Below are 18,127 nucleotides of genomic sequence, written 5' to 3' on the forward strand. Positions count from 1 at the left end.
CAGCAGAACGCGGCGATGGTGGAGGAGGCCACAGCAGCCGGCCACATGCTGAACACCGATGCCGGCAAACTGGCCGAGCTGGTGGCGCATTTCCGGGTCTCCGGCGGCGCGGCCCCCGCCCGCCCGGCGCCTGCAGCGGCCCCGGCCGCCGTCCCGGCCGCCAAGCCTGCGCCCTCGGCGCATGGCGAGGACAACTGGGACATCGAGGCCAGCCCGGCACCCGCAGCGGCAGCTTCCAACGGCAGCGCTGCCCGCGATCTCTGGCAGGACTTCTGAAAACTCACCGGAGGCGCCGCAAAAACCTGCGGCGCCTTCAGACTATGGCAACCTGTGCCTGAACGCGGCTGGCTGCCAGGCCGCTTGCGGCCACCGGACGCCACTCCAGCCGATAAGTTTCCAGGGCCGCGGCACTCGCTTGCAAGCCCCTTCTCCAGCTTGCTGCAACAGCCCCCTAAAAAACGCCAATTTTTCAATAAGTTTTAACTTCCGCACAGCATTCAGATTACCAGCCCGCGTGCAGGCACGCCGCTCCGAAATTTTTCCATAAAAGTTCAGCAAACTGCGAATTGAAACCGCAAAATCCTCCCCCCTCATGCAGCGGCTTAGTGTTCTTTAATCAAATCTCGCCTGATAATAACCCTTAGCGTGATCTTGTGTGATATACACAATCCAGAGTAGATTGCGTTCCGAATTTTAGTTCCGGGCGCTGTGTCAATTCAAAGGGGTACCAGGATGAGTAACATTCGTTTTCAGAAAGGGGCTGCACCGCCCTTCATGCCGCCCGTAATCCTCAACATCCTTTCGGTTGATGATGACGAAATAGACCGGTTGCGCCTAAAAAAGCTGTGCCGCAAGGCTGGAATGGAAGCCGAGTTCTTTGAGGCTGCCAATCTGGAGGAAATGCGCAAGCTGCTGGACAAGGAGCAGTACGACCTGGTTTTTCTGGACCACAATCTTGGCATGGATACCGGCCTGGATGCGCTGAAACTTCTGCTGAGCCACGAGGAACAGGTCCAAGCCGTCCCGATCATGCTCACTAGCGTCACCAGCTACCAGACTGCCGTCGAAGCCATGCGCCGGGGGTGCTCCGATTACATCGTCAAGGAAGAGCTTTCTGTGGATGCGCTGATAAAGTCTATTGCCTCCGCCATCGAAAGGCGGGCCCTTTACGGCCAGCTCTCCAGCGCCAAAGCTTCAGAGAAGGAACTGAAGCGGATCTTTCAGCGCTTCATCGTCGGCTGCGGCCCCGATCTGCGCCTGCTGCTGAGCCGGACGCTTGCCGGGGTCAGGATCGTCAAGTCGCAAGCCCGCCAGGATGACAGTTTTTCTCCAGCCGTGCTGTCGGATGTGTCGATGCTTGAACGCAGCTGCAAGGATCTGGTGGCCTTCATGGATGATCTGGACAGCGTGATCGAAGACACCCGCGAAGTGACAGCCCGCGTGTCCCCAACCCTTCTCCAGTAGGGGACCGCCGCGCTTCTTCCAGCCCTCCAGCTGGTGATCGCACCGAACAGCACCAAGCCCCGGCAGAAAGGAGCGTCAGCACGATGCAAAGCCCCCGGAACGCCAGCCGCCCTGCCCTGAACATCATTCTGGTGGAAGATGATGACGGCGACGCAAAGGCCTTGCGGCGCGCGTTTGAGCAGGCCAGGATTGCCAATCCAGTTACCCGGTTTGCTGACGGGGTCGAGGCCTTGGCCTTCCTGCGTGGTGAAATGAGTCAGGTTCCGCCGCCTCATTTCGTGGTGCTGAGCGACATTAACATGCCACGCAAGAACGGGATTGAGCTTCTGCGGGAAATCCGCGCGGACCCGGTACTGCACAATATCCTGTTCATCGTGCTGACAACCTCGGATGACGATCGGGACATCTCTGAGGCTTATGCCAACAATGTCGCAGGCTACATACTGAAATCAAAGGCCGGCGACATGTTTACCGACCTAATGGCAACGCTCGACAATTACTGGCGGATTGTCGAACTGCCCGAAATCCACATCAGAAAGGTGACCGATGGCGGCGCTCAACATCCTGCTCATTGAAGATGACGCCGGCGACCGGAAACTGCTGCGCCGGTTACTAAAGCAGCCTCACCCGGACGCCAGCATCTCCGAAGCCGACAGCGGCGAGAAAGCGCTGGGGTTTGCCGGGCAGCCGGCGGACGTGATTTTCCTCGACTACCTGCTGCCGGACGGAACCGGGCTCGACCTGATTGCACGTTTGAATGAAGCCTGGCCACGGGCGGTGCTGTTCATGACCACTGGCCATGGCGATGAGGAGATTGCCAAAAGCGTTATCCTGGCCGGCGCCAGTGACTACATTCCGAAGTCGGCGCTCAGTGCAGAGGCACTGAAACGGATGATCGCAAACGGGCTGAAAGTTTCGGATATGCGCTGGCGCATTCAGGAACAGCAAAACGAGCTGAGGCTTTTCTCCGACGTTCTGGTTCACGACATGCGGGCGCCGTTGCGGGCAATCAAGTTCCTGTGCGATCAGATCCAGGAAGAGTATGCTGACGGTGACCTGGACGAGGTTGCCCGGCAATTCGACCTGATGAAGAAGTCGGTAAACAAAACATCCGAGCTGATTGAGCGGCTTGCCAGCCATATCAACCCGCACAGCGACGGCCGGGCAGAGCGAGTAACCGTTGACAGCCTGTTCGACAGCTTGCGTGCTGTCCTTGCGCAGGATCTGGCAGAATCCGGTGCCCGCATTGATTGGCAGTCCGGTGGGCTGAGGGTGGTCTGTTTTCCACCCGATATTGTGCAGTTGCTGCAGAACCTGATTGGCAACGCAATAAAGTACAGCGGCGGCAAAACACCTGAGATCGTAATAACCGCGGAACCAGCCCAGCCGGGGCTGATGATCTCTGTAGCCGACAATGGCATTGGCGTGCCGCCGGAATACCGGGATAAGATTTTTGAGCCCTTCAAGCGGCTGCAACGCGGCAGCGAGCAGCCTGGCACCGGCCTGGGGCTGGCAACCTGCGCAAAAATCGCCAAGCGGCACAAAGGACTTATCTGGTGCGACCCGCAAACTGAGGCCGGCACCACAATCCGGTTCACGATCAGCCTGGACGCGCTGCCTGCACGTCAATCAGCCTGAAATTAAAGGCATTACGTTACAGACAGCCTACACCGCTTCGCGATTGCTGAAGGTTGCGGAGCGATCGGCAGAGGGGACGCCCCGCTATCTCAATGCGCCGCGTTTTGCGTCATTACCGAAAGGCGGGCTGCACCAGGCCAACTGAGGTCGCGCAGGCCGGAAATGCCTGTTTCAGCGGCAGCTGACGGGATGTTTTCACGCCAAAGAGCGCCTTGCTGCGTTTATCCCTCCAACGACACCCAAAGCACCTTGGCGTCTTCTTCACTGACGGAAACACAGCCGTGGCCCATGCCGCTGTCATAATAAACGGAATCCCCGACCCCCATGCGCAACGGCCGGTAATGCTCCGTATAAAGGATCAGCTCCCCGCTCAGCACGAACATGAACTCCTCCCCCTGGTGGCGCACCCAATTGTCAAACTCGGTCACATCCCGGGCCTTGATGGTACTGATATAAGGCACCATGCGCTTGCTGGTCAGCTCGCTGCACAACAGTTCATGATCATAGGTCGAGGTTTCCTTGTGCTCGCCCTCGCCAGTGCGGGTGAAGTCCCGGCGCCCGGTGACGCCGCTTTGACTGGACTGCACAAACAACTGCGGTGTTTCCAGTTCCAGCGTCTGCATCAGGCGGCGGATGATCTCGAAACTGGGACGGGTCTGGTTGTTCTCGATCTTGGACAAAGTGGACCTGCCAATGGCTGCTGCCTTGGCGGCCTCCTCCAATGTCAGCCCCTTTTCTTTGCGGGCTTCGCGAATCATTTTTCCTAGAACTTCGCCATCCGGGGCTTCCATGGCCTCGGGGCCCAGTCCTGTTTCTTCTGAGGGAATTGGTTCCATTTCTGCGAATTCTCCTGATCCGCAAACACTTTAGCTTTGATGTATTTTCCGGTCAAAATTTCCGTGATCGCACTTTTTGTTTGCAAGAGGGAAAAAGTTTCCTATAGGAGACGCAACGTCGTATACGGCTGAATACGTGCCGGTCCTGAACCGCATTTCGGAGGAGAAACCACATGAGCGCATATGATCTGATCGTGATCGGAGCCGGTCCGGGCGGTTATGTCGCAGCAATCCGTGCTGCACAGCTGGGCATGAAGGTTGCCTGTGTCGAAGGCCGCGGCTCGCTGGGCGGCACATGCCTCAACGTTGGCTGCATTCCTTCCAAGGCGCTGCTGACTTCGTCCGCCAAATACGCCGAGCTGTCCCACATCGCCGCCCACGGCATTTCCGTTGAAGGCGTCAGCCTGGATCTGGGGGCGCTGATGGCCCGCAAGGACAAAATTGTTGGTGACCTGACCAAGGGCATCGCCTTCCTGTTCAAGAAGAACGGCGTCGACCACATCGAAGGCTGGGCCAGCATTCCGGCACCCGGCCAGGTGCAGGTGGGGGAAGACAGCTACACCGCAAAAAACATTCTGATTGCCACCGGTTCGGAACCCACCCCCCTCCCAGGCGTGGAGATCGACGAGGTGGACGTGCTGAGCAGCACCGGAGCGCTGGCGCTTGAAGCCGCGCCAGAGCATTTGGTGGTGATCGGCGCCGGCGTGATCGGGCTTGAACTCGGTCAGGTCTGGTCACGCCTTGGCTCCAAGGTGACGGTGGTGGAATACCTAGACCGCATCCTGCCCGGCATCGATGGCGAGATCGCCAAGCTGTCCCAGCGCGCACTGAGCAAGCGCGGTCTGAAATTCCAATTGGGCCGCGCGCTGAAGTCCATTGAGAGAGGTGAAAACGGCCTGACCCTGACCCTGGACCGCGTCGGCAAGGACACCCAGGAACAGATCACAGCGGACAAGGTGCTGGTTGCCATCGGCCGCCGCCCGGTCACCTGCGGCCTTGGGCTGGAAGCGCTGGGTGTCTCCATCAACGCGCGAGGCTTCATCGAAGTGGATGAAACCTTCCAGACCTCGGTGCCCGGCATCTATGCGATCGGCGATTGCGTGCCCGGCCCGATGCTGGCGCACAAGGCCGAGGAAGACGGCGTTGCCTGTGTCGAGATGCTGGCCGGCGAGCACGGCCATGTGGATTACAAAACCGTGCCCGGCGTGGTTTACACCGACCCGGAAGTTGCCTCCGTCGGCCAGACCGAGGAAGCGCTGAAAGAGGCCGGCACCGAGTACATCTCCGGCAAGTTTGCCTTCATGGCCAACTCCCGCGCGCGCTCGACCGGTGAAACTGACGGTGCGGTGAAGGTGCTGGCAACGCCAGCGGGCAAGATCCTTGGCGCACATATCTGCGGCGCCCATGGCGGCGACCTGATTGCCGAGCTGGTGCTGGCAATGACCAAGGGCGCAACTGTCGAGGAGGTAGCGCGCACCTGCCACGCACACCCAGCGATGGGCGAGGCGGTGAAAGAAGCCTGCCTCGACGCGCTTGGCCGCGCCATTCACGCCTGATCCGGAGGTCCGCCAGATGACGATCCAGCTGCGCCCCCGCCACCCGGAAAAGGCCCACAAGGCCGACAGCGCCATCCCGCGCAAACCGCGGTGGATCCGTAAGAAGAAGATCGAAAGCGCCGAGTATTATGAAACCCGCAAGCTGATGCGGGAGCATGATCTGGCCACCGTCTGCGAAGAGGCTGCCTGCCCCAACATCGGCGAGTGCTGGTCCAAGCGCCACGCCACCATGATGATCATGGGCGAGGTCTGCACCCGCGGCTGCTCGTTTTGCAACGTGACCACCGGCAAGCCGGACACGCTGGATGTGTTTGAGCCAGGCCGGGTTGCTGCGGCGGTCAAGAAGCTGGGACTGCGCCATGTGGTGATCACCTCTGTTGACCGCGATGATCTGGCGGACGGCGGAGCGGAGCATATCGCCCAAACCATCCGCGCCACCCGCCACCAGAACCCCGGCACCACCATCGAGGTGCTGACCCCGGATTTTCTGGGCAAGGGCGCAGCCGCAGACGCGGTGTTCGAGGCCGCCCCCGACGTGTTCAATCACAACCTGGAAACGGTGCCACGCCTCTACCCGCGTGTGCGCCCTGGCGCGCGTTATTACACCTCGCTGCGGCTGCTGGACGACGCCAAGCGCGCCAACCCGCAGCTGTTCACCAAATCCGGCATCATGGTTGGATTGGGCGAGACCCTGGAGGACGTGCGCCAGGTGATGGACGACCTGCGCGCGGCCCAGGTCGATTTCCTGACCGTGGGCCAGTATTTGCAGCCCACCCCCAAGCATCACCCGATCGACCGCTTCTGGTCGCCGGAGGAGTTTGCGCAGTTGGAACAGATCGCGCGTTCCAAGGGCTTTTTGCATGTGTCAGCGACACCGCTGACCCGCTCTTCGTTCCACGCGGATGAAGATTTTGCCGCCCTGAAAGAGGCCCGTCAGATGGCCTTGGCAAAGGGCATTTAACCTTAACGCAAGCGGGAGGAGACCCATGGAAGCGTTAAATTCAATCGTAGGAGCCGTAAACGGCGTGGTTTGGGGGCCGATGATGCTGGTCCTCATTCTCGGCGTCGGCTTCTTCCTTCAGGTCGGCCTGAAATTCATGCCGATCCGCAAACTGGGCATGGGTTTCGGCCTGATGTTCAAGGGCCGTGAAGGCACCGGCGAAGGCCAGATCACCCCGTTCAATGCACTGATGACCGCGCTGTCGGCCACTATCGGCACCGGCAACATCGCAGGCGTTGCGACTGCCGTTTTCCTCGGTGGCCCCGGTGCGCTGTTCTGGATGTGGATGACCGCGCTGGTCGGCATGGCCACTAAGTATTCCGAAGCTGTTTGCGCGGTGAAATTCCGCGAGCGGGACGAAGAAGGCAACTACGTCGGCGGCCCGATGTACTACATCAAGAACGGCCTCGGCGCGAAATGGGCCTGGCTGGGTGTTGCTTTTGCCGTGTTCGGCTCCATCGCGGCCTTCGGCATCGGCAACGGTGTGCAGGCGAACGGCGTGGCGCAAGTGCTGGAAACCAACTTCGGCTTCAACACCTCTGTCACCGGCGTAGTGCTGATGGTGCTGACCGGCGCTGTGATCCTGGGCGGCATCACCCGCATCGGCGCAGTGGCTGGCAAGCTGGTTCCGTTCATGGCGGTCAGCTACATCATTGCGGGCCTGATCGTGCTGGTCATCAACGCAGACGCTATCGGCGCCGCGTTCGGCTTGGTGTTCACCCATGCCTTCACCCCGTCGGCAGCCGAAGGCGGCTTTGCCGGTGCGGCGGTCTGGGCCGCGATCCGCTTTGGTGTGGCCCGCGGTGTGTTCTCCAACGAAGCGGGCCTCGGCTCCGCCCCGATTGCGCACGCAGCGGCTGAGACCAAAGGTCCGGTCAACCAGGGCCTGATCGCGATGCTGGGCACCTTCATCGACACCATCATTGTCTGCTCGATCACCGGCCTGGCGATCATCGCCTCCGGCGCCTGGACCTCGGGTGAATCCGGTGCTGCGTTGACCTCGCTGGCGTTCGAAACCTCGCTGCCCGGCTTCGGTGGCTACCTGATCGCAATCGCTCTGTCGATCTTTGCCTTCACCACCATCCTTGGTTGGTCCTATTATGGCGAGAAGTGCATGGAGTTCCTGTTCGGTGTGAAGGTCATGCTGCCCTACCGCATCCTGTGGATCATCGCGATTTACTTCGGTGCAACCGCCGATCTGGGCTTCATCTGGCTGCTGGCTGACACGCTGAACGCGATGATGGCCATCCCGAACCTGATCGCCCTGGCGCTGCTGAGCCCGATCGTCTTCAAGGTGACGAAAGAGTTCTTTGCCACCGGCGGCAAATCGGAAGAAGCCGGCCACGCTGCCGAGTAAGCTCTCCGGGAGGGCGCGTCCTGCGCCCTCCTCCACCCCGAAACCCTAGTAATTCAAAGGCTGCACAGGATGACCGACGCACCCAAACGCACCCCGCTTTATGACCTGCACGTCGAGCTTGGCGGCAAAATGGTCGACTTCGCCGGCTGGGAAATGCCGGTCCAGTATCCCATGGGCATCATGGGCGAGCACAAGCAGTGCCGTGAAAAAGCAGCGTTGTTTGACGTTTCCCACATGGGCCAGGTGATCCTGCGCGGTGAAAACGTGGGCGAGAAGCTGGAAACGCTCTGCCCGCAGGCCTATGCCACCCTCAAGGAAGGCAAGGCGCGCTACGGCTTCTTCACCAACGAGGGCGGCGGCATCATGGACGACTTGATCGTCTCCAACGCTGGCGATCATTACTTTGTGGTGGTGAACGCCGCCCTGCGCCACCAGGACATCCCGCATATGCAGGCCAATCTGGACGGTGTCGAAGTAACCGAGATCTTCGATCGCGCGCTGGTTGCCGTTCAAGGCCCCAAGGCCGAGGACGTTGTCGGCGAGCTGTGCCCCGCAGCCCGTGAACTGAAGTTCATGGAGACCGCCATTGCCGAGATCGGCGGTGTCGAATGCCGCATCTCCCGCCTGGGCTACACCGGCGAGGACGGCTACGAGATCTCGATCCCGGAAGCCGACGCGATCCGCGTGTCCAAGCTATTCCTGGCCCATGACGACTGCGAGCCCGCAGGCCTGGGCGCCCGCGACAGCCTGCGCTTGGAAGCCGGCCTCTGCCTCTATGGCAACGACATCGACCAGTCGACCTCGCCGATCGAGGCGTCGCTGTCTTGGGCAATCCAGAAGCGCCGCAAGGAAGAAGGCGGCTTCCCCGGTGCCGACCGGATCCAGAAGGAACTGGCCGAAGGCGCCGCCAAGAAACTGGTCGGCATCAAGCCCGAAGGCCGTGCCCCTGCCCGCCAGGGCGTGGAAATCCAAAGCGAAAGCGGCGATACTCTGGGCGCCATCACCTCTGGCAGCTTCGGCCCCACTGTCGGCGGCCCGGTTGCCATGGGCTATGTTGCGGCGGATCACAGCGCCGCAGGCACCAAGGTGAATCTCATCATCCGCGGCAAGGCGCAGCCGGCTGAAATCGTCGCCCTGCCCTTCGTTACTCAGAACTACAAACGCTAAGACATCATCAGGAGAGTCAACATGGCCACCTATTACTCTGAAGAGCATGAATGGATCACCGTCGAAGGTGACGTGGCAACCCTGGGCATCACCCAGCACGCCGCCGACCAGCTGGGCGAAGTTGTTTTCGTCGAACAGCGCGAAGCGGGTGAAGAGTTCGAAAAAGGCGGCGAGATCGGCGTCATCGAGTCGGTGAAAGCAGCCTCCGAAATCTACGCGCCGCTGGACGGCGAAGTGGTCGAGGTGAACGAAGCCCTGGCCGACAACCCCGGCGCCCTGAACGAAAGCCCGGAAGGCGACGCCTGGATCTACAAGATCAAGCTGTCGGACGCGTCGCAGCTGGACGATCTGATGGATCTGGACGGCTACAAAGCCCTGATCGGCTAAGCACCCCCTCCCCGCCGGAACCGTCCGGCGGGGTCCATTGCCCCAGACAAGGACCTCTGTAATGGCCTTCAAACTTACCGATTACGAAGCCTATGACTTCGCCAACCGGCGCCATATCGGCCCGTCTCCGACCGAGATGCGGGATATGCTGCAGGTGATCGGCTTCAAAACCCTGGACGAGCTGATCGACGCCACCGTGCCGCCCGCCATCCGCCAGAAAGAGGCGCTGGACTGGGGCCCGGCAATGACCGAGCGCGACGCCCTCTTCCACATGAAGCAGGTGGCCTCCAAGAACAAAGTGCTGACCTCGCTGATCGGCCAGGGCTACTACGGCACCACCACCCCGGCGCCGATCCTGCGCAACATCCTGGAAAACCCGGCTTGGTACACTGCATATACTCCCTATCAGCCGGAAATCTCCCAGGGCCGTCTTGAGGCGCTTCTGAACTTCCAGACGATGGTCAGCGATCTGACCGGCCTGGATGTTGCCAACGCCTCGCTGCTGGACGAAGCCACCGCCGCTGCCGAAGCCATGGCAATGGCGCATCGCGGCTCGCGCTCCAAGGCTAACAACGCGGCCTTCTTCGTCGACAAGAACTGCCACCCGCAGACCGTCGCCGTGATCCAGACCCGCGCCGAGCCTTTGGGCATCGACGTGGTGGTTGCCGATCCGGACGAGCTGGACCCGGGCGCGGTCTTCGGTGCGATATTCCAGTACCCCGGCACCTACGGCCACGTGCGCGATTTCACCAAGGAAATCGAAGCCATTCACGAGCACAAGGGCATCGCCGTTGTCGCCGCCGACATCCTGGCGCTGGCATTGCTGAAGTCGCCCGGCGAAATGGGTGCGGATATTGCCATCGGCTCCACCCAGCGTTTCGGCGTTCCGATGGGCTATGGCGGCCCGCACGCAGCCTACATGGCGACCACCGACAAGCTGAAGCGGGCCATGCCCGGCCGCATTATCGGCGTGTCGGTCGACGCCCGCGGCAACAAGGCCTACCGCCTGGCGCTGCAGACCCGCGAACAGCACATCCGCCGCGAAAAAGCCAACTCCAACGTCTGTACCGCACAGGCATTGCTGGCTGTCATCGCGTCGATGTACGCGGTCTACCACGGCCCCGACGGCATCAAGGCAATTGCCCAGTCGGTGCACCGCAAGACCTCGCGCCTTGCCGCGGGGCTGGAAGAGCACGGTTTCAAGGTGGAGCCGGAAGTCTTCTTCGACACAATCACCGTCGAGGTTGGCCCGCTGCAGAAAACTGTCATGGAGGCAGCCGTTGCCCGCGGCGTGAACCTGCGCAAGATCGGCGACAGCCACGTCGGCGTCTCGCTGGACGAGCAGACCCGCCCGGAAACCATCGAAGCGGTCTGGGGTGCTTTCGGCATCGAGAAGAAGGACGACAGCGTCAAGAACCGCGCCTACCGCCTGCCGGACTATGCGCTGCGTGAAAGCGAGTACCTGACCCACCCGATCTTCCACAAGAACCGGGCCGAGGCAGAGATCACCCGCTACATGCGCCGCCTGGCCGACCGCGACTTGGCGCTGGACCGTGCAATGATCCCGCTGGGATCCTGCACCATGAAGCTGAACGCGACCATCGAAATGATCCCGGTCACCTGGCCGGAGTTCGGCAACCTGCACCCCTTCTGCCCGGAAGACCAGGCACAGGGCTACCACCAGATGATCGCCGATCTGAACGACAAGCTCTGCCAGATCACCGGCTATGACGCGATCTCCCAGCAGCCGAACTCCGGTGCGCAGGGCGAATACGCGGGCCTCTTGACCATCCGCAACTATCACGCAGCCCGGGGTGAAGCACACCGCAACATCTGCCTGATCCCGACCTCCGCGCACGGCACCAACCCGGCATCGGCGCAGATGGTGGGCTACAAGGTGGTTCCGGTGAAGTCGGACGACAGCGGCAACATCGACGTCGCCGACTTCCGCGCCAAGGCCGAGGAGCATTCCGCAAACCTCGCGGCCTGCATGATCACTTACCCGTCGACCCACGGCGTGTTCGAGGAAACCGTTCAGGAAGTTTGCCAGATCACTCATGAGCATGGCGGCCAGGTTTATATCGACGGCGCCAACATGAACGCCATGGTGGGCCTCGCGCAGCCGGGCAAGATTGGCGGCGACGTCTCGCACCTGAACCTGCACAAGACCTTCTGCATTCCGCATGGCGGCGGCGGCCCCGGCATGGGTCCGATCGGCGTCAAGGCGCATCTGGAAGAGCACCTGCCGGGGCACCCGGAGTACGGCACTGCAGTCGGTCCGGTTTCGGCGGCTCCGTTCGGCTCGCCCTCGATCCTGCCGGTCAGCTGGGCCTACTGTCTGCTGATGGGCGGCGAGGGTCTGACCCAGGCGACCAAAGTTGCGATCCTGAACGCGAACTACATCGCAGCCCGTCTCAAGGATGCCTACAAAATCCTTTACACCTCGGAAACGGGCCGTGTGGCGCATGAGTGCATCCTGGACACCCGCCCGCTGAACGATGAAGGCCACGTCACCGTGGACGACATCGCCAAGCGTCTGGTCGACTCGGGCTTCCACGCCCCGACCATGTCCTGGCCTGTGGCCGGCACGCTGATGGTGGAACCGACCGAATCCGAGCCCAAGGATGAGCTGGACCGCTTCTGCGACGCCATGCTGTCGATCCGCTCGGAGGCGCAGGACATCATCGACGGCAAGATCGACCCCGAAAACAACCCGCTGAAGCACGCGCCGCACACGGTGCGCGACCTGGTGGGTGAATGGGATCGTCCCTACAGCCGCGAACAGGCCTGCTTCCCGCCGGGCAACCTCGGCGTCGACAAATACTGGCCGGCCGTGAACCGGGTCGACAACGCCTATGGCGACCGTCACCTGATCTGCACCTGCCCGCCGATGTCGGACTACGAAGAAGCTGAAGCCTGATCAAACAGGCTTTCTACCCCGCCGGCCTGTCCGGCGGGGCACCCCGCATGACCCGCTCAGAGGAGAGAATGATGTCCCGTCTCGAACCGCTGATCGTGCCAGCGCCCCGGCAATCCGCTGACAGCGCGGCACAGGCCCGCTTCCACGATGTCGAAATCATTCTGCCGCAGCCAGATTCCCCCGCCGCGGCCCAGATGATCTGCGAAATCTTCCGCGCCGCCAATGATCTGTTCCCCGACAGCGGCTACCGCACCGCCGTGCGCAATCTGGCCTCGCATATGCGTACCGTGCCGGAGGGCTGGAAACCGCAGACCGTCATTTTCCTCGGTGGCATTTCCAGCCGCTGGCCGCTGAACTCCGGCGAGAAAGCCAGCCTGCAGCGGATCTGCCGCCAGGCACAGCGCTGCCTGTTTGCCGGCAGTGCCATTTTCCTGCTGCCGGAAACCGGCCTGAATGCCGCTATCGAGACCGCGGTACATACAAATTTTGCCGCCGCCGCGGAAGAGGAGCAGATGATCTGCGCTCCGTCAGGCACGTTGACCACCTCGGCAGGCCGCATCAGCACAGCGGTCAGCAGTTTCGCTGCGCTGCGCGTGCTTGCGGCTTTCCTGCGCGCTGACCGCGGCGCCTTCATCGCTGATGCAGTCTGCGACTACCTGGGCCTTGCCTTTGGCCCGGCCTCTGAACAGTCCAAGGTCTCCTTGCAGCTGCGTCAGACAGCCGGCGGCGACGCGCTGGTGGTCAAGATCCTCGACCTGATGCAGCAGAACCTGGAAGAGCCGCTTTTGATCCGCGACATCGCTCAGCAGGCCGGGGTTTCTCCGCGCAAGCTGGAACGCCGCTTCCAGCAGAAAGCACAGACCAGCCCGCTTGCGGCCTACCGAAAGCTGCGCATCGAAAAGGCGCGCCAGCTTTTGTTGCACACCACCCTGCCGCTGGCCGAGATTGTGGCCGCCACCGGCTTTGGCTCGCGCAGCAGCCTGACGGAATGGTTCAAACGTGAGTACAAAACCAGCCCGCAGGCATTCCGCAAACAATATTATGCTGACCGGCATCCGGCAGGCTCGCTGGCCTGAGCACAGCCGGTCCTGGCAACTGAAAAGGCGGCCCCTTCGGGCCGCCTTTGGTGTTTCAGGGCAGAGGAGTTCAATTTCCGGAGCCGCTGTCCTCGCCGTCGCCTGACAGGGCGTTCGGATCAAAGACATTGCCGAAGCCGGAGTTGTTGCCCTGAGGCGCCTGCTCTGCCTCAGGCTCTGCCTCGCCTTCACCCGACAGGCTGCCCGGGGCAAACACACCGCCAAAGCCGGAGTTGTTGCCGGAGCCGGTGGAGGGCGCGGTTGGTTCAGGGGCTTCGCCCTGCTGTTCCTGCAACTGCTGGCGGCGCAGTTCGCGCTGGCGGCGCAGTTCCTGGATGCGCTCTTCGGTCTCCAGGCGCTTTTGCTCCTGCACGTTGGCGATACACTGCTGCGGGCTGTAGACCGTTGCGGTTCCGACAACTGCAACTGTTGCACAGGCAACAACCACAAGCGCTACCGCAGCAGCATTTGAGCTGAGGAAACCTGGAAGCCGCAGCTTGCCGCTTTCCAACTCTTCCACGGTCGCCTTCTTGCGTGCCTCGGCCACCAGCTGCTTGCGGCGGATGCTGGCCTCGTTGAAGAGCGCCGCAAACACCGTCAGCACCACGATGATAAAGGCTAGGGCCGAGATTGCAGGCGTGATGCCATAGCGGACCTTCTGCGCCAGCTCGATGGTCAGCGTCGGGTATTCACCGAAGGTGAAGGTGGTAGTGTTGTAGTTCTCAAAGCTCGCCAGGAACGCCAGCACCGCGGCAGAGGCGATGGCGGGCCGCATGAACGGCAGCAGAACCTTGCGGAAAGCCTGAGCATGGGTGGCCCCCAGATCCAGCGCCGCCTCTGTCAGGGCGATGTCATAGCGCTGCAGGCGCGCCACCAGCACCAGCATGCAATAGCTGGCGATGAAGGTGGACTGACCGATGATGGTCAGGAACAAGCCGTTCGACAGGAAGCTGTCGGCGCCAAGCCCCAGCATCCGGTTGATCCGGTCCCAGAATACCAGCGTCGAGATACCCAGCACCACGCCGGGAATGAGGATCGGCGCAATGATCACCGTGTAATAGGTGGCCCGCAGTTTGGGCCATATCTGGGTGAGCATCAGCGCCCCCGCCAGGCCCATCGCAACAGACAGCACAACCGTGCCTGCGCCCACCAGGATCGAGTTCCAGATACCGTTCAGAATCCGCTCGTCCTGGAACAGAGCCGAGAACCATTCAAACGTGAGGCACTCCCAAGGGGTCATCCGCGGGAACGAAGGTGAGTTGAAGGCAGTTGCCGACATTATCACCAGCGGCCCCAGCAGATAGGCAAAGAAGATCGCCAGATAGACCCAGAGGCTCAGGCGCATAAAGGTGAAGTTCTTCATTTGCCGATATCCCCCATGTTCACCTTGAACAAGCGCATGACCGCCAGCACCAGCAGGATACAGGTGACCAACAGAACCACCGCATAAGCAGCACCCTGCGGCCAGTCGGAATTGTCATTGAACTGCTGATAGATCAGCTGCGTGAACCACAGGGACGACGGGCCGCCGAGGATCTGCGGCGCCGCCAGTGCGCCCGCCGACAGCATGAACACCATGGTGCAGCCCGAAGAAATCCCCGGTTTGGCATAGGGAATGACCACCCGGCGGTGGATCATCGGCCAGCTGGCGCCCATATCGCGCGCGGCCTCAATTTGGTTGCGGTCAAGGCTCTCGATCACGTTGTAGATCGGGAAGATCATCAGCAGGATGTAGGCGTAGCCCAAGCCTGCATAAAGCGCGATGTCATTGCGGATGAAGTCGAAGGGCGTGTCGAAAACACCCAAGCCCACCAGCATGTTGTTCAGCACCCCGGTCTCGCCGAAGATGATGCGCAGTGCAAAGGCGCGCAGGATCTCGTTGATCCAGTACGGGATGATCAGCATCAGCGCGAAGATGCGGATATGGTTGCCCTTGGTCTGAGCCAGGTAATATGCGATCGGATAGCACAGGATCAGGTTGAAGATGGTGACGCAGACCGCCGCTACCAGGGTGCGGAAGAACACCTTGAGGTCGACCGCGTTATAGTCCTGGCTGCCGCCCTCCGGGCCGTAGATCAGGTATTTGTAGTTCTCCAGCGTATAGACGTCCTTGGGTCCGCCGATCTCCGGCGGCGGCAGGTTGGGACGGAACGAGAAGTCGAGCATCGACAGCTGCGGCAGAATGATGAGGCCAATGGTCCAGAACAGGACCAGGCCCAGCATCAGACTGCCCATGCCGACGCCGTTGCGTTTGAAAAACTCCCTCAGGAAGCTTGGCATGGTTTGGGCCTCCTTATTCCGCGGCCAGCTCACCGGCGGGAACACAGACGGCGTTCTTCGTCTCGTATTCCAGGGTGATATTCTGTCCGGTGTGATCCTCAAAGGACTGGCCCAGATTGGGGATGGAGACCTTCAGCTCCTTACCGCCGTCGCCTTCCATGAAAATGTTGAAGACGTTGCCCTCAAACTCCTCGTGGTTGACCTTGGCCGTCACGAAATGGTCACCAGACGCGCCTTGCGGCGCCAAGGCAAAGGCCTCGGGGCGGATGAACATCATTGCATCGTCGCCTTCCTTCATCCTGCCCTGGTTGGCAGTGGAGATCCGCGCCACCAGTTCGCCGGAGCGGTTGGTCGCGATCAGAGCTTCATTGCCCATAACGCGCTTGACCTTGCCGCGGAAGACGTTGTTTTCGCCGACGAATGACGCCGCAAATGCGGTTGAGGGGTCGTTGTAGATGGTCTTGCCATCGGCGATCTGGTCAATGACGCCCGCCTTCATCACCGCGATATTGTCGGACATGGTCAGCGCCTCGCCCTGGTCGTGGGTGATGTAGATGAAGGTGATGCCAACCCGCTGCTGAATCTCGCGCAGCTCGGTGCGCATGTGCTGGCGCAGCTTGAGATCCAAGGCCGACAGCGGCTCATCAAGCAGCAGCACATCCGGCTCTGCGCAGAGGGCGCGCGCAATCGCCACCCGCTGGCGCTGGCCGCCTGACAGTTCGGAGGGCAGCTTGTCGCCCTGTCCCGGCAGTGCGATCATGTCCAAAAGCTCATCCGCGCGCTTGCGGCGTTCCTTGGCAGAGGCGCCCTTGATTTCCATGGAAAAGGTGATGTTTTCCCAGATCTTCATCAGCGGGAACAGCGCCAGATTCTGGAAAATCAGCGCGGTCGGGCGTTTGTTCGGCCCGATCCCCTTCATGTCATTGCCGCCGATCAGCACACGGCCATCGCTCGGATCCAGAAAGCCGGAAACCGCGCGCAGGATCGTGGTCTTGCCGCAGCCCGAAGGCCCAAGGAAGGAAAAGAAATCCCCCCCATTGATGTTCACATTGGCATCTCGCACGGCGACAAAGTCACCGAAACGGATCCAGAGATTCTCGAGATCAACGCCGACCCCAGCACTCATTTGGCTTCTCCCCAGGGTGCAGGTCCCCAATCCGGTGGCAAGCCACCGGCCCCGCTAGGCCTGCTTCCTGTTTCTATTCTTTTGTGATTGCGCCGCGCGGCACATGGCTGACCCCCGGAAAAGATCCGGGGGCCAAGTGTTTCAGGCGCAGTTGTTACGCGCTTTTGAACTTGTTGACGAACTCGGTGCGCACGTCGGCGTACCAGGGCGCCTCTGCCGGCCAGGGGTTCAGGTTGGCCAGCGAATTGCCCGGATAGGCCTCGGCAAAGTTCTTCTTGTAGACGTCGCCGGAGAAGCCGTCTGCGCCCAGCACCGGCGAGTTATATCCGTGGCTGTCGATTGCCTTGCCTGCAGGCTCCTGCTCGTATGCATAGGAGATGAAGGCATAGACCTGCTCTTCGTTCTGCGCGCCCACCGGCATCGAGATGCCGTCAACCCAGGCCATCGCGCCCTCAACAGGCGCCTGATAGTGCACCGGCTCGCCTGCGGATTTCAGCGCCAGCGGCGGGCCGTCCCAGGTCTGGCCGACCACCACGCCTTCGTTCAGCAGGCCGTTCTTCTGAGTATCGGCATCGTTCCAGATCAGCTTGATCCGGTCCTTGCGCGCCACGCACCAGTCAGTAACCTGGCCCCAGACTTTGCGCATGGTTTCCTCGTCGTCATAGGCCGCCCAGATCGAGCCAGGCTCCATCTCGCCCGAGGCTTCCATATAGAGACCTGCGCCCAGCATCATCGAGTGCGCCCGGCCCATGGTCTTGCCTGCATTCTCTTCGGACCAGACGTCGCCATAAGACGGCGCATCGCCTTCCGGCAGCCACAGGTCGGTGCGGTAGGCGATGCCTTCGGTGCCCCAGATATGCGGCAGCCAGTGCACACCGCCACCGCCGAAGTTCCAGGCGTCGGTGCCGATCTTGGCCATCGCCGGGTTCACCGCGTCAATGTTGACCTTGCTCATGTCAAACGGTTTCAGCAGTTCCAGCGGCCCCCACTGCAGCGAGCGGTTGTTGGTCGGCGAAACGATGTCGAAGCCCTGACCCTTGGTGGCCTTCATCTTGTTGATGATTTCTTCGTTAGACCCGATGCCGGTGTAGTTCACCTTGATGCCCGTCTTGGCTTCAAAACCGGAAATGAATTCCGGCGGCAGGTAGTCCGACCACATCAGGATGTTGATTTCGCCCGAAGACGCCAGCGCGCTTTTCGAATAAAGCGGGGCTGCCAGGGCGGCGGCGCCGGCACTTTTCAGAATGCTCCGCCGCGTCAGCTTACCAGTGTTTGTCATTGATCCAATTCTCCCTTTGGACTGTTAATTGTTGTTCTTGT

At 61.3% G+C, this 18,127-nt stretch carries 15 protein-coding genes and 1 pseudogene; 11 read left to right on the plus strand and 5 right to left on the minus strand.

Annotation, left to right across the window (positions count from 1 at the left end; translation table 11 throughout):
• The 4 genes and pseudogenes from RA24_RS21615 to RA24_RS00020 all read left to right on the plus strand — a co-directional run.
• Positions 1-276: pseudogene (locus RA24_RS21615) on the plus strand (methyl-accepting chemotaxis protein); the annotation flags it as partial.
• Positions 277-774: 498 nt separating this feature from the next.
• Positions 775-1,464 (plus strand): response regulator, encoded by a 690-nt coding sequence (locus RA24_RS00010; protein ID WP_019294840.1) that lies wholly within the window; start codon positions 775-777, stop codon positions 1,462-1,464.
• Positions 1,465-1,547: 83 nt separating this feature from the next.
• Complete coding sequence (locus tag RA24_RS00015) at positions 1,548-2,039, plus strand: response regulator (protein ID WP_039148673.1); 492 nt, start codon at positions 1,548-1,550, stop codon at positions 2,037-2,039.
• Positions 2,011-3,102 carry a sensor histidine kinase gene (locus RA24_RS00020; protein ID WP_039188900.1) on the plus strand — a complete coding sequence of 364 codons (1,092 nt, stop codon included), beginning with the start codon at positions 2,011-2,013 and terminating at the stop codon, positions 3,100-3,102. Before RA24_RS00015 ends, RA24_RS00020 begins: the two co-directional genes overlap by 29 nt.
• A gap of 221 nt (positions 3,103-3,323) precedes the next feature.
• Here RA24_RS00020 and RA24_RS00025 read toward each other — a convergent pair whose 3' ends face one another.
• Entirely contained in the window at positions 3,324-3,938 is a 615-nt protein-coding gene (locus RA24_RS00025; protein ID WP_039188902.1) for a helix-turn-helix domain-containing protein, read from the minus strand.
• A gap of 173 nt (positions 3,939-4,111) precedes the next feature.
• Between RA24_RS00025 and lpdA the strand changes: the two genes are divergently transcribed.
• The 7 genes from lpdA (at position 4,112) to RA24_RS00060 (ending at position 13,401) form a co-directional block, all read left to right on the plus strand.
• Positions 4,112-5,494 carry a dihydrolipoyl dehydrogenase gene (gene lpdA, locus RA24_RS00030; protein WP_039188904.1) on the plus strand — a complete coding sequence of 461 codons (1,383 nt, stop codon included), beginning with the start codon at positions 4,112-4,114 and terminating at the stop codon, positions 5,492-5,494.
• 16 nt (positions 5,495-5,510) lie between these two features.
• Positions 5,511-6,455 (plus strand): lipoyl synthase, encoded by a 945-nt coding sequence (gene lipA, locus RA24_RS00035; RefSeq protein ID WP_039188993.1) that lies wholly within the window; start codon positions 5,511-5,513, stop codon positions 6,453-6,455.
• 25 nt (positions 6,456-6,480) lie between these two features.
• Positions 6,481-7,851 (plus strand): alanine/glycine:cation symporter family protein, encoded by a 1,371-nt coding sequence (locus RA24_RS00040; protein WP_019294833.1) that lies wholly within the window; start codon positions 6,481-6,483, stop codon positions 7,849-7,851.
• Positions 7,852-7,920: 69 nt separating this feature from the next.
• Positions 7,921-9,018, plus strand: coding sequence for a glycine cleavage system aminomethyltransferase GcvT (gene gcvT, locus RA24_RS00045; protein ID WP_019294832.1), 1,098 nt, complete (start codon positions 7,921-7,923; stop codon positions 9,016-9,018).
• A gap of 21 nt (positions 9,019-9,039) precedes the next feature.
• The gene (gene gcvH / locus RA24_RS00050; protein ID WP_019294831.1) at positions 9,040-9,405 is read left to right on the plus strand and encodes a glycine cleavage system protein GcvH; all 366 of its coding nucleotides are present in this window, start codon (positions 9,040-9,042) and stop codon (positions 9,403-9,405) included.
• A gap of 61 nt (positions 9,406-9,466) precedes the next feature.
• Entirely contained in the window at positions 9,467-12,325 is a 2,859-nt protein-coding gene (gene gcvP, locus RA24_RS00055) for an aminomethyl-transferring glycine dehydrogenase (protein ID WP_039188906.1), read from the plus strand.
• Between the two features lie 71 nt (positions 12,326-12,396).
• Positions 12,397-13,401 carry a helix-turn-helix domain-containing protein gene (locus RA24_RS00060; protein WP_039170413.1) on the plus strand — a complete coding sequence of 335 codons (1,005 nt, stop codon included), beginning with the start codon at positions 12,397-12,399 and terminating at the stop codon, positions 13,399-13,401.
• Between the two features lie 70 nt (positions 13,402-13,471).
• Here RA24_RS00060 and RA24_RS00065 read toward each other — a convergent pair whose 3' ends face one another.
• The 4 genes from RA24_RS00065 to RA24_RS00080 all read right to left on the minus strand — a co-directional run bounded on the left by RA24_RS00065 (position 13,472) and on the right by RA24_RS00080 (position 18,086).
• Entirely contained in the window at positions 13,472-14,764 is a 1,293-nt protein-coding gene (locus tag RA24_RS00065; protein ID WP_039188908.1) for an ABC transporter permease, read from the minus strand.
• Positions 14,761-15,681 (minus strand): ABC transporter permease, encoded by a 921-nt coding sequence (locus tag RA24_RS00070; RefSeq protein ID WP_039170412.1) that lies wholly within the window; start codon positions 15,679-15,681, stop codon positions 14,761-14,763. The genes RA24_RS00065 and RA24_RS00070 overlap by 4 nt, the downstream gene beginning before the upstream one ends.
• Positions 15,682-15,694: 13 nt before the next feature.
• Positions 15,695-16,807 carry an ABC transporter ATP-binding protein gene (locus RA24_RS00075; RefSeq protein ID WP_019294826.1) on the minus strand — a complete coding sequence of 371 codons (1,113 nt, stop codon included), beginning with the start codon at positions 16,805-16,807 and terminating at the stop codon, positions 15,695-15,697.
• A 154-nt stretch (positions 16,808-16,961) separates the two neighbouring features.
• Positions 16,962-18,086 carry an extracellular solute-binding protein gene (locus RA24_RS00080; RefSeq protein ID WP_039148653.1) on the minus strand — a complete coding sequence of 375 codons (1,125 nt, stop codon included), beginning with the start codon at positions 18,084-18,086 and terminating at the stop codon, positions 16,962-16,964.
• Positions 18,087-18,127: the final 41 nt, after the last annotated feature.

It is taken from the genome of Leisingera sp. ANG-M6 (assembly GCF_000813905.1).
Taxonomy (GTDB): Bacteria; Pseudomonadota; Alphaproteobacteria; order Rhodobacterales; family Rhodobacteraceae; genus Leisingera.